This is a genomic window from Compostimonas suwonensis, assembly GCF_002797855.1.
Lineage (GTDB): Bacteria > Actinomycetota > Actinomycetes > Actinomycetales > Microbacteriaceae > Compostimonas > Compostimonas suwonensis.
In genome coordinates this window covers 414,979-427,645 of sequence record NZ_PGFB01000002.1, presented here as the reverse complement: position 1 = coordinate 427,645, position 12,667 = coordinate 414,979, and the positions used below count along the sequence as shown (strand labels likewise).

The 12,667-nt window shown below is 68.5% G+C and carries 9 protein-coding genes; 8 read left to right on the top strand and 1 reads right to left on the bottom strand.

The window, feature by feature from the left end; all coding sequences use genetic code 11:
* Positions 1 to 19: 19 nt before the first annotated feature.
* Positions 20 to 2,575 carry an aminopeptidase N gene (pepN, locus tag CLV54_RS05785; protein ID WP_100343989.1) on the bottom strand — a complete coding sequence of 852 codons (2,556 nt, stop codon included), beginning with the start codon at positions 2,573 to 2,575 and terminating at the stop codon, positions 20 to 22.
* 108 nt (positions 2,576 to 2,683) lie between these two features.
* Here pepN and CLV54_RS05780 point away from each other — a divergent pair, with 108 nt between their 5' ends.
* From CLV54_RS05780 to CLV54_RS18115, 8 genes are all read left to right on the top strand, one after another.
* Positions 2,684 to 3,298, top strand: coding sequence for a mycothiol-dependent nitroreductase Rv2466c family protein (locus CLV54_RS05780; RefSeq protein WP_100343988.1), 615 nt, complete (start codon positions 2,684 to 2,686; stop codon positions 3,296 to 3,298).
* Between the two features lie 96 nt (positions 3,299 to 3,394).
* The gene (locus tag CLV54_RS05775; protein WP_100343987.1) at positions 3,395 to 3,883 is read left to right on the top strand and encodes a ribose-5-phosphate isomerase; all 489 of its coding nucleotides are present in this window, start codon (positions 3,395 to 3,397) and stop codon (positions 3,881 to 3,883) included.
* Positions 3,884 to 3,928: 45 nt separating this feature from the next.
* On the top strand, positions 3,929 to 4,903 hold the full coding sequence (locus tag CLV54_RS05770) for an Fpg/Nei family DNA glycosylase (protein WP_100343986.1): 975 nt from the start codon (positions 3,929 to 3,931) through the stop codon (positions 4,901 to 4,903).
* 34 nt (positions 4,904 to 4,937) lie between these two features.
* The gene (locus tag CLV54_RS05765) at positions 4,938 to 5,645 is read left to right on the top strand and encodes an FMN-binding negative transcriptional regulator (RefSeq protein WP_100343985.1); all 708 of its coding nucleotides are present in this window, start codon (positions 4,938 to 4,940) and stop codon (positions 5,643 to 5,645) included.
* Complete coding sequence (locus CLV54_RS05760; RefSeq protein ID WP_245861403.1) at positions 5,642 to 7,132, top strand: amidohydrolase; 1,491 nt, start codon at positions 5,642 to 5,644, stop codon at positions 7,130 to 7,132. The genes CLV54_RS05765 and CLV54_RS05760 overlap by 4 nt, the downstream gene beginning before the upstream one ends.
* A 211-nt stretch (positions 7,133 to 7,343) precedes the next feature.
* Positions 7,344 to 9,248: an Hsp70 family protein gene (locus CLV54_RS05755; RefSeq protein WP_170061954.1), complete on the top strand. Its 1,905-nt coding sequence runs from the start codon at positions 7,344 to 7,346 to the stop codon at positions 9,246 to 9,248.
* A gap of 120 nt (positions 9,249 to 9,368) precedes the next feature.
* A complete protein-coding gene (locus CLV54_RS05750; RefSeq protein ID WP_100343983.1) occupies positions 9,369 to 11,366 on the top strand; it encodes a helix-turn-helix domain-containing protein in 1,998 nt (665 codons plus the stop codon).
* 193 nt (positions 11,367 to 11,559) lie between these two features.
* The gene (locus tag CLV54_RS18115) at positions 11,560 to 12,612 is read left to right on the top strand and encodes an IniB N-terminal domain-containing protein (RefSeq protein ID WP_157802824.1); all 1,053 of its coding nucleotides are present in this window, start codon (positions 11,560 to 11,562) and stop codon (positions 12,610 to 12,612) included.
* Positions 12,613 to 12,667 lie beyond the last annotated feature (55 nt).

The following is a 12,667-nucleotide window of genomic DNA, read 5'->3' as shown; positions in this document are numbered from 1 at the left end:
GCGTCTACTCGCGGGAGGGTTAGGCGGCGTCTCGGGCCTGGGCGGCGAGGGCCCGCTCGATTCCGGCGAGGTTCTCGGTGACGAGACGGCGCAGGGCCGGGATGCCGGGGTTGGCGTCGAGCCAGGCCTGCGTCGCCGCACGCAGCTCCTCGTTCGCGAGCGGTGCGGGGTACATGCCCACCACGAGGTACTCGGCGATCTTGTAGCTGCGGGACTCCCAGACGGTCGTGAGCGCGTCGAAGTAGCGCTCGACGAAGGGCTCGAGCACGGCGACATCCTGCGCTCGCTGGAAGCCGAGGCCGGTCACGCGCACGATCGTGTTCGGCAGCGAGTCGTCGTCGAAGACGGATGCCCAGGCGGCCTCCTTGCCCGCAGCGGTCGGCATCGAGGCCGCGGCCTGTGCGGCGGCCTGCTGACCGGTCGCCGTCGAGTCGTCGGCGAGGGAGGCGTCGATCTCGGCCTGCCCCGCCCGCCCGCCCGCGACGAGGGCGATGAGCAGCTCCCAGGAGAGGTCGGTGTCGATGTCGAGCCCGTCGAGCGTGCGCGAGCCGTCGCGCAGGGCGGCGAGCACGTCGAAGTGCGCGTCGGTGCTCGCGATCGCCGCGAAGAACTTCACGAACTGGAACTGCGCGTCGGAGCCGGCCTCGGCGTCCGCTGCGAGCGCCCAGAGCGCGTCGCCGACCTCCTCGATCGTCTGCGCGCGGTGCTCGGGCGCGACGTAGCTGCTCGCCGTGAGCACGAGCTGGTTGAGCGTCGTGCGGATGGTCGTCGACTCGGTCTCGGGCGCGATGTTGCCGAGCACGAGGCGCACGTAGTCGCGCGGGCGCGTCTCGGCGTCGCGCGTCGCATCCCACACCGAGCCCCAGACGAGGGAGCGGGCGAGCGGGCTCTCGATGCTCGCGAGGTGATCGATCGCGATCGCGAGGGAGGCCTCGTCGAGGCGCACCTTCGCGTAGGCGAGGTCGTCGTCGTTGAGCAGCACGAGGTCGGGCCGGGCGAGGCCGACGAGCTCGGCGACATCCGTTCGCTCGCCGTCGACGTCGAGCTCGATGCGGTGCTCGCGCACGAGCGCCCCGTCGACCAGGTTGTAGAAGCCGATCGCGAGACGGTGCGGGCGGATGGTGGGGTAGTCGGGCGCGGCGGACTGCAGCACGGCGAAGGAGGTGATCGTGCCGTCAGCATCGGTCTCGATGGCGGGGCGCAGGGTGTTGACGCCAGCGGTCTCGAGCCAGAGCTTCGACCACTCGGAGAGGTCGCGGCCGCTCGTGATCTCGAGCTCGGCGAGCAGGTCGCGCAGCTCGGTGTTGCCGTACTCGTGCTTGCGGAAGTAGGCCGCGACGCCCGCGAAGAAGGCGTCGATGCCCACCCAGGCGACGAGCTGCTTGAGCACCGAGCCGCCCTTGGCATAGGTGATGCCGTCGAAGTTGACCTGCACGTCTTCGATGTCGTTGATCGTCGCGACGACCGGGTGGGTCGAGGGCAGCTGGTCTGCGCGGTAGGCCCAGCTCTTCTCCATGGCCGCGAACGTCGTCCAGGCCTCGTGCCACTCGGTGGCCTCGGCCGTCGCGATCGTCGAGGCCCACTCGGCGAACGACTCGTTGAGCCACAGGTCGTTCCACCACTTCATGGTCACGAGATCGCCGAACCACATGTGGGCGAGCTCGTGCAGGATCGTGACGACCCGGCGCTCCTTGATGGCGTCGGTGACCTTCGAGCGGAAGACGTAGGTCTCGGTGAAGGTCACGGCGCCCGCGTTCTCCATGGCACCCGCGTTGAACTCGGGGACGAAGAGCTGGTCGTACTTCGCGAAGGGGTAGGGGTAGTCGAACTTCTCCTCGTAGTACGCGAAGCCCTGCCGCGTCTTCTCGAAGACGTAGTCGGCGTCGAGGTACTGGGCGAGCGAGGCGCGCGAGAAGACGCCGAGCGGGATGACGCGACCGTTCGAGCTCGTGAGCTCGCTGCGCTCCACGACGTACGGGCCCGCGATGAGGGCCGTGATGTAGCTCGAGATGACGGGGGTGGGCGCGAAGGACCAGGTCGCGGCATCCTCACCGCTCGCCGAGGCCGCCGGAACCGGCTCGGGGGTGGGGGAGTTGCTCACGAGCTGCCAGCGCGCCGGCGCGGTGACCGTGAACTGGAAGGTCGCCTTGAGATCGGGCTGCTCGAAGACCGCGAACATCCGCCGGGAGTCGGGCACCTCGAACTGGCTGTACAGGTAGACCTCGCCGTCGACGGGGTCGACGAAGCGGTGCAGGCCCTCGCCCGTGTTCGTGTAGAGCGCGTCGGCGACGATCGTCAGCACGTTCTCGTCGGCGAGCCCGTCGAGCTGGATGCGCACGCCGTCGCTCACGACGGCCGGGTCGAGCTCGCGGCCGTTGAGGGTCACCGAGTGCACGGTCTTCGTGATGGCGTCGATGAAGGTCGAGGCGCCGTCGCTCGCGGAGAAGCGCACGGTCGTCTCGCTCGTGAACGTCTCCGCCCCGGTCGTGAGGTCGAGGCGCACCTCATAGCTCTGCACGGCGACGAGCGCCGCGCGCTCCTGGGCTTCGATTCTGGTGAGGTTCTCTCCGGGCACGGTGGCACTCCTTCGGCGCATGTCTGTGGATGCGGTGGCGACTCGTGGTCGCCGCAAACCACCCTAGTCGCGGAATTTCTCGACCGGCAGCCGTGGTTGGCTTGTGACATGACTGCTTCCGAGAAGACCCGCGTCGATTTCTGGTTCGATCCCTCCTGCCCCTGGGCCTGGATGACCTCCCGCTGGGTCGACGAGGTGACCGAGCACCGCGACCTCGACGTGCACTGGCACGTCATGAGCCTCGCCGTGCTCAACGAGGACAAGGACGTGTCGGAGGAGTACAAGGCCTTCTTCCCGCGCGCTCTTATGTACACGCGCCTCGTCGCCGCGGTGCGGGAGCTGCACGGCGACGAGGTCGTCAAGCCGCTCTACGACGCGCTCGGCACGCGCATCCACCCCGGCGGCAGCAAGGATCCGGGCGAGGTCATCCCCGCGGCGCTCGCCGAGGTGGGGCTTCCCGCCGAGCTGGCCGCCTACGCCGACTCGGACGAGTACGACACGCAGATGCGTGCGAGCCACTTCGACGGCATCGAGCGGGTGGGCCAGGATGTCGGGACCCCCGTCATCGCGGTGAACGGCACGGCCTTCTTCGGCCCCGTCATCTCCCCGGCCCCGACGGGCGAGATCGCGCTCACCCTCTGGGACGGCGTCGTCGCAGCCGCCTCGTACGACGGCTTCTTCGAGCTCAAGCGCAGCCGGACGCGCGGGCCCGTCTTCGCGTAGGGCTGCATCGTCTGAGCACGAAGCGGCTCGGCTCGGGGTCGGTGCGGGCCAGTAGGCTGAAGCGGTCGCTACCGAACGCCCAAGATTGAGACATCCATGCGTATTCACATCGCCACCGACCACGCCGGCCTCGACTTCAGCCGTCACCTCATCGAGCACCTCTCGGCGGCCGGGCACGAGGTCGTCGACCACGGTCCGCAGAGCTACGACCCCATCGACGACTATCCGGCCTTCTGCATCAACGCCGCGCACGCCGTGGCCGTCGACCAGCAGGCCGGTGTCGAGGCGCTCGGCATCGTCTTCGGCGGCTCGGGCAACGGCGAGCAGATCGCGGCCAACAAGGTGCGCGGGGTGCGTGCTGCGCTCGTGTGGAACCTGAGCACCGCCCAGCTCGCCCGGCAGCACAACGACGCGAACGTCATCTCGATCGGCGCCCGGCAGCACACGGTCGACGAGGCGACGTCGTTCATCGACGCCTTCATCGCCGAGCCCTTCTCGCTCGAGGAGCGCCACGTGCGGCGCATCGCCCAGCTCGCCGAGTACGAGGCGACCGGCGACATCGTCGGCAAGAACGTCGACCAGTAAGAGCTACCAGAGCCCGCGACGGAGCGCACACAACGAGGAGCAGCAATGCCTGAAGGTCATTCCGTACACAGGATCGCCCGGCAGTTCGCGCGCAACTTCGTGGGCTCGCGCGTCGCGGTCTCGTCGCCACAGGGCCGTTTCGCCTCGGGTGCGTCCGAGCTCGACGGGCACACGATGACCGACGCCCGTGCGGTCGGCAAGCAGATGTTCCTCGAGTTCGACAACGGGCTGTGGCTGCGCATCCACCTCGGCATCTACGGCGCGTGGGATTTCGCGGGCGACATCACGGCCGACGCGACCGTGCGCTCGGCGAACGGGCGGATGGGCCAGACCAACCAGGCCGGCACGGTGCTCGACTCGGCGGGGGAGGACTCGCTCAGCAGCATGGGCGCGCCCCGGCGCACGCGGTTGCGGATGGCCGAGCAGGAGAAGCTCGAAGAGCCGATCACCGAGTTTCCGCCCGAGCCGATCGGGCAGGTGCGGGTGCGGCTGCTGACCGATCGCGCCGTCGCCGACCTGCGCGGGCCGACCGCGTGCGAGGTGCTGCGCCCCGAGCAGGTCGACGCCGTGATCGCGAAGCTCGGCCCCGACCCCCAGCTCGACTCGAGCGAGGCCGCCGAGGAGCGTTTCGTCGCCGCGGTCGCGAAGAAGCCGACGGCGATCGGGCTGCTGCTCATGGACCAGTCGGTCGTGAGCGGCATCGGCAACGTCTACCGGGCAGAGCTGCTCTTCCGCGCGCGGCTCAACCCGCACACCCCCGGCAAGTCGGTGCCCACGGATGTCGCGCGCGCCCTCTGGCGCGACTGGGCCCACCTGCTCGACGTGGGCGTGCGCACCGGCCAGATGCTCACGATGGACGACCTCGACGACGAGGCCTACGCGCTCGCTCTCGCCAACCGGGCCGACCGGCACTGGGTCTACAAACGCGAGGGCCTGCCCTGCCGGGTGTGCGGAACGAACATCGTGCTCGAGGAGATGGGCAGCCGCAAGCTCTACTGGTGCCCGAAGGATCAGGCATGACACCGGTCGTAACACGAGGCATGGGAGACCGCGCATGAGACAGAACCCGAGCTTCACCCTCGTCGACCCGCAGGAGATCAAGCGGCTCATCCGCGAGAATCCGTGGGCCATCCTCGTGAGCCACACCTCCGGCGGCGAGCTCGTCGCCTCGCACTATCCGATCGTGCTCGACGAGACCCGCGACGAGATCACCGTTCTGAGCCACGTCGGGCGCCCCGACGAGCAGCTGCACGAGCTCGGGCGGCACGAGGTGCTGCTCATCGTCCAGGGCCCCCACGGCTACATCTCGCCCGGCTGGTACGACGCGAAGCCGGCCGTGCCCACCTGGAACTACATCGTCGCCCACCTGCACGGAACCCCTGAGATCCTGAGCGACGAGGAGAACTTCGCCGTGCTCGGCGCCCTCGTCGATCACTTCGAAGACCGGATGCCGGAGCCGAGGCGAATGGAGGGCACCCTCGAGAACGCCGAGTACGCCCAGCGCATCAGCAGCGGGACGGTCGGCTTCCGTCTCACCGCGACGCGTGTCACCGCGAAGTCGAAGCTGAGCCAGAACCGACCCGAGGCGACCGTCGACCGCATCATCGACGAGCTCGAGAACGGCGACGAGTACCGCCAGCCCGAGCTCGCCCAGGAGATGCGTCGTGTCCACGAGAGGCTGCGCCGCCTGCGCGCCGAGAACGACCGCTCGGCGGACGGCGGAGCCGCAGACGCCGTCGCCCCTCCCGAGACGCAACGGTGAGCTCTCCCGGCATCGTGCTCGCGAACGCGCGGGTGCACGGGGTCGACGGAGCCGTCGACGTCGTGGTGCGCGACGGCCGGATCGCGGCGATCGGCGCGGGCGCGGGCGATGCGGGTGCGGGAGCTGTGCAGGAACGGGTCGATCTCGGCGGGCGGCACGTCATCCCGGGGCTGTGGGACAACCACGTGCACATGAACCAGTGGGCGCTCAGCTCGCAGCGGCTCGAGCTGGGCGCCGCGGCATCCGCTCTCGAGGTCGCTCAGGCGGTCGCCGAGCGCCTGCGCGACGAGCCCGGTGCTCGGGGCACCTTCGTGGGCTACGGCTTCCGCGATGGTCTCTGGCCCGATGCGCCGAGCCGGCAGCTGCTCGACGCGGTCGCGCCCGATCGGCCGGTCGTGCTCGTGAGCGGCGACCTGCACTCCTGCTGGCTCAACAGCAGCGCGCTCGCCCTGTACGGCCACGGAGACAGCGAGTCGGGCCTGCTGCGCGAGGAAGCCTGCTTCGCCGTCGTGCGCAGCATCGACACGGTCGACGACGAGACGATGGATGCCTGGGTCTCCGCTGCGGCGCACCGTGCCGCCGCTCGGGGGGTCGTCGGCGTCGTCGACCTCGAGATGACCTGGAACCTCGATGTCTGGCATCGGCGGATGTCGCGGGGTTTCGACGCCCTGCGCGTCGAGTTCGGGGTCTACCCGCAGCATCTGCAGCGCGCGATCGACCTCGGCCTGCGCAGCGGCGAGGTGCTCGGCGGCACGGGCGGCCTGCTCACGGTGGGGCCGTTCAAGGTCATCACCGACGGCTCCCTCAACACGCGCACCGCCTATTGCTTCGACCCGTATCCGGGATTCGATGGCGAGGGCGAGGGCGTCCGCGGCCTGCTGACCGTGCCGCCCGACGAGCTCGTGTCCCTGATGCGCGCCGCCTGGCACGCGGGGCTCACTCCCGCGGTGCACGCGATCGGCGACCACGCTAACAGGCTGGCCCTCGACGCGTTCGAGAAGATCGGATGCCGCGGCTCCATCGAGCACGCGCAACTGCTCGGCCTCAGCGACCTCGCGCGCTTCGCCGAGCTCGGCGTGGTCGCGAGCGTGCAGCCGGAGCACGCCATGGACGACCGCGACGTCGCCGAGGTCTACTGGGCCGGCCGCACCGATCGAGCGTTCGCGCTCCGCGGTCTCGTGGAGGCCGGGGCGACGATCGCGCTCGGCTCCGACGCGCCCGTCGCGCCGCTGGACCCCTGGACGACGATGGCCGCCGCCGTCGAGCGCGACCGGGGCGGTCGGGCACCCTGGCACCCGGAACAGGCCATCGACGCCCGCACCGCTCTCGCGGCATCCGCTCGGGGCCGGTCGACGATCGCCGTGGGCGAGGTCGCCGACCTCGCGGTGACCGACCGAGATCCGCTCGCAGTGAATCCGTCGAGTCTGCGTGAGACCGAGATCGCGGCAACGATGCTCGAAGGTCGCTTCACCTACTCGGCGCTCTGAGGCCGCAGCTCCATGCGCTCAGCCGCGGATGCTCTATCGGCAGTCTGCGCGGAGGCGCGAAGACAGCAAATAAGACCATATCCGAAATCAGGCACGTATAATAGACCATCTTCTGGGGTCCTATCCTAAAAAGTATCAGGGTGTTAGCCTGAACTTCTTCGAGAGCATCAATGATGACTGCTCATCGTGAGGGGGTACCATGCCGTATCTGTTGGGGATCGATGTCGGCACCACGTTCACCGCGGCAGCGACGCTGCGGATGGACGAGGAAGCCAGTACTGAGAGCCCGATCGCGCTGCCGCTCGGCCAGCGTCGGGACGCCGTGCCTTCAGTGCTCTTCTACGACGACGACCTCCAGCTTGTGGTCGGCGAGGCGGCGGAGCGACGGGCTCTCGTCTGCGCAGACCGCGTTGTCAGGGAGTTCAAGCGCAGAGTCGGGGACGGGGTGCCGATTCTCGTGGGGGAGAGCGGCATCGCGGCGGAGGACGCCTTCGCCGCACTCGTGGTCTGGGTGGTCGCCCGGGCCACCGAGCGTGAGGGCGCTCCCCCCTTCGCGATCACGCTCTCGCATCCGGCCGGGTGGGGACAGTACAAACGTCAGCTCGTGCGTGAGAGTCTCGCGCGGGCCGGACTGCCCGACATCGGCCTGATCACCGAGCCGGAGGCGGCGGCGGTGCACTATGCGATGCAGGGTCAGCTTGTGCCCGGCTCCACTATCGCTGTCTACGACCTGGGCGGCGGCACCTTCGACGTCGCGATCCTGCGCAGGACGGAAGACGGCGGCTTCGAGCCGATCGGGCGACCGGAGGGCATCGAGCATCTGGGAGGAATCGACTTCGACGATCTCGTCTTCCGCCATACCATAGCGAGTCTCGGCGACTCCTTCGCTTCCATCGACCTCGCCGATCCAGGCACCCTCATGGCCGTGTCGCGAATGCGTCGCGAATGCGTCGAGGCCAAAGAGGCATTGTCGTTCGACTCTGAGACGGCGATCCCGGTTCTGCTGCCTGAGCTGCAGACCGAAGTCCGTCTCGTGCGGTCCGAGCTGGAGAGGATGATCGCCCCCGCGGTGCAGGAGACGATCGCCGTGCTCCGGCATGCGATCCAACGAGGAGGGCTCGAACCGGACGATCTCACGGCGATCCTGCTCACGGGCGGGTCCTCACGCGTTCCGCTCGTCACCCAGCTCCTCTCCGAGCAACTGGGGTGCGCCATCGCAATCGACACCGACCCGAAGGCGACGATCGCCCTCGGTGCGGCCATCGCGACAGCGGCCTCCGCGCAGGAGGCACTTGCGAGCATGGAGGCCGCTGCCGCGATCACCGCGGAGCCGGGCGAGGCGGCCGAAGGTCTGGTCGAGCGTCGACCCCGGGGGCGCATCCCTGCGGTGTTCGCGGCGGCGCCGGCCGATGCGGCGGTGCTTCTGCATTCTCGGGTCGGGCTGCGCGCTGGCGTCGTCGCGGTTGCAGTCGGAGCGATCATGTATGTCGTCGGTGCCGCATCGCCCGTTGTCCTTCACGACATCGCCGCGCAGGGTTCCGTGCAGGAGAAAAGCGGAGAGGGCGTGTCGTCGGGTGCGGAAGAAGTGGTGCGCGACTCGAGCACCGTGAACGAACCGCCCGCGCCGCCGCTCGCACCAGACGGTGCTGCGCCGCCAGAGATGCCTTGGAGGGTTCCCGCCTCCCCCTCGCCGTCGAACAACGCACCCGCGCCTGCTGTCGAGCTGCAGAGACCATCGGGATCGTCTGAGGGGCCGATTCGCGGAGCGTCTCCTGCGCCGGTCGCCCCCGCTGCTCCTCAGGCGGGCTCGCTGTCTGAGGATCCTCCCGCCCCTGTCGACACCCAGCAGGCAGCCCCTGTGCCTGAGAGCCCGGCTCCCGAGGAACCTGCTCCCGTTGATCCTGTTCCAGAGGATCCGGCTCCCGTTGATCCTGTTCCGGACGATCCGGCTCCCGTTGATCCTGTTCCGGACGATCCGGCTCCGATGGACCCGGCACCTGTCGAGTCTGAGCCTTCCGATCCAGCGCCCGTCGTCCAGAGCACACTGGAGGCGCCAGCCGAGTCGAGCTCCGACACGTCGATGCCCGACGAACAGCAGGCGGCGACGGAGGAATGAGCCGCGGTGCGCTTTCGACCGGCGAACGAGGACTCCCAGCGCGCCTGGCGGACTGCGGCTGAGCCTCTGCCCGATCCCGTCGGGCGGCAACGCCCTCCGTCCAGCGATGCTTCGTCCGGTGTGGCACCAACGGTCGACGGGCGATCTGATCAGGATCAGGCGGATTCCGTCGACGACGAGCATCTGACCAGGACGATCACCGCCCTCGAGCCTCGGCTCCGCGAGTTCATCCTCGTGCTCGCCGTCGGCGGCGACGTGGAGCTGTGGAGACCTGACGGCGACATCGAGGTCGACGACGGCATTCTCGGGGAGGCGCAGGCGGCGGGACTCGTCACCGAGGACGGCACGCTGATCGAGTCCGTGCGCAACACGATCCTGACGACCGTTGCCGGGCATCGTGTCCGGGCGATACAACGCAAGATCGTCGACGCGCTCGTTGTGGACGGCCGTTTGCTCAGCGATCGCGCTCGGTCACTCGCGCGCGGAGGACTGGTCGATCTGCGGATCGCCCGGGTGCTCGAGCGCGAAGGAGACCGGCTGCTTCTGGTCGCTCCGGACCACGCAGCCGAGCTCTATGAGGAGGCTATCGGAGCAGGGGCTGATTCCCGGGCGCTGGCGGCGCGCCGCGCGCAGGTCGCTTGGGCAGCCGGCGATCTGGACACGGCCGGGCGGATCGTCGATGATCATCTGGCCGATGACTCGGCACCCGACCGAGGGCGGGCCATCGACGTCGGAGCGGCGGTGTGGGCGAGCCGGGGAATGCTCGGACGGAGCTCCGAGCTCTACCGCTGGCATGGCACGGAGATGGCTGCGACGTCCGCCGCGTTCGCCGCTGTCGCGATGATCGGCGCCGGGGACCGGAACGGTGCTGCGGCGATGCTGGCTTCTGCCGGTTCATCGTCGCCGACCGTCGTCTCGGTTGCGGCGAGCCTGATGGCACAGGGCGTACGCGACTCGCTGGAGGGGTCGGGCGTACAGGCTCTGCCTACTCTCATCCGAGCGTCCGACATGATGACCGCGTCGGGTGCTGTCGTTCCTGTGCCTGAGAGTCCCGCGGCGCTCGCGGCGCTCGTTGCGATCCAGGGCGGTGACGTCGCTGTGGCGGGCAGCGTGCTCGAAGAGGCGCTCGAGCGAGCCCAGGGCGGAGCGGCGGCGCGAACGAGGCTGCTGCTTCTGCGTGGCTGGGTTGCCATGCTCGAGGATCGTGTTGCGGATGCGAGAGCGGCCGTCGCGGAGGCGGATGCCGGCGACGGACGACTCACCGCCCGCGACGAACTGCTCTCGAGGGCGCTTGCAGTGGGCATAGCGCGCCGCACCGATGCGGTCGCCGAACTCACCGGTGCGTGGAGAAGAGCCCACGACAGCATCCTGCACGTGGCCATCGATCTCTTCGATCTTCTGCCCGTCGGCGAACTGGTCGTCGCATCGGCGCGGCTTGGAGAATCCGATAAGGTGCGTTATCAACTGGATGAGGCGTGGAACCTTCTCGAGCGCCTCGGTAGCCCTCTCCTGTGGTGCGTTCCCCTGCACTGGGCATCGGTGCAGGCAGCGATCCTGGCAGGGGAACCACGAAGCCTCGCCCCCGATGCGGCGGCTCTCGTACGTGCAGGGGAACACAGTCGTCCGGCGGCGATGATGTCGACGGCCGGCCGCGCATGGCTCGACGTCCTCGCGGGCCGTGTCGACGCAGCTGCGGTCGACGACGCGGCGCGGGGTCTCGCGACCGTCGGGCTCGGCTGGGACGGCGCTCGTCTGGCTGGTCACGCCGCGGCGCGTGCGGCGGATCGCAAGGAGATGTCGCGGCTCCTCGCGTGCGCACGCGAGCTGCGCCGAGCTGGCCTCGACCCGTCGGCGACCGACACACCGGCGTCCGATCCTGCACAGCTTCATGGTGACGGTTCCGTCGGGCGACCCGAGCTGAGCTCTCGGGAGCGCGAGGTCGCGCAGCTCGTGCTACAGGGCAAGAATTATCGGGAGATCGGCGAGACGATGTTCATCTCTCCCCGCACTGTGGAACACCACATGGAGCGCATTCGCCATCGCCTGGCGGCCACGAGCCGATCGGAGATGCTCGCGCAGCTCCGTGTCGTTCTCGGCGACGAAGACGGCGTGTTATGACCGAGAACCGATCCTGTTTGCGCTGTCCCCCCTCACCCCCGTGCGGTGCGTGCGGTTTCCCCCTGCACCGTCGGTTCGACAGGGGGATAGGCACCGATGCCGAGTGGCCGCCGCTGCTCGTACGGTTATCGAATTCCGAGCGATGAGTTCGGGGACACTCTTCATCCGATACGCAAGAAGTTAGGAAAAGCTCATGTCAACTTTGACCACCAGTCTTCTCGATTTCCTGATGGATCTTCTCAGGAACCCCGATGCCGCCGATGAGTTCCGAGCCGACCCCGAGACCTCGCTCGCAGGCGCCGGACTCAGCAATGTCTGCTCGGACGACGTCGCGGCCGTGATGCCCGTCCTTCTGGACTCCTCGTCGGTCGCGGCGGGCGGCGGAGGCGGTGCCGGTGGTAATGGTGGCGCCGGTGGTAACGGTGGCGCGGGCGGTCACGGCGGTGCGGGTGGCAACGGCGGTAATGGTGGCAACGGCGGTGGCGGACACTACCGTCCGGACGATGACCACGGGCACGCGGTCACCCAGATCAACGAGGTGATCAACACCTATTCCTACAAGGCCTGGGACAACCGGGAGACGAACGTCGACCAGTCCGTCAACCAGGCGATCTGGGCCGACGGCGACGTCAACCAGCTCTTCGACAACGAGGCGATCATCGCCTCGGGCGACAACGCGATCGCCGCCGGCGACGACGTCGATGCGTCGGACGACCACTCCACGAACGTGATCGCGGGTGGAGACGCCGTTGTGGGCAACGAGGACAACTCGACGAACCTCGACCTCGATATCGACGACTCGTTCAACGAGGACAACTCCACGGACATCGATGTCGACGACTCGTTCAACGAGGACAACTCGACGAGTGTCGACGTCGATGTCGACGACTCGTTCAATGATGAGTCCACCACCATCGAGGACTCGTTCAACCCGGAGGAGTCCTTCAACGAAGACTCGTCCACGAATGTGGACGTGGACGACTCGTTCAACGACGAGTCCACCGACGTGGACGTGGATGTGGACGACTCGTTCAACGACGAGTCCACCGACGTGGACGTGGATGTGGACGACTCGTTCAACGACGAGTCGACCGACATCGACGTGGACGACTCGTTCAACGACGAGTCGACCGACATCGATGTCGAGGACGTCGAGTTCACCGACATCGACGACTCGATCGTGGTCGCCGACAACGAGGTCGATCTCGACGTGACTCTCGAGGCGACGGTGCCCATCCTGCCGTAGACCAGTTCGCGCGGCTGCGCGCCGATGTCGACTCGGTGGGGATGATTCGGGTTCC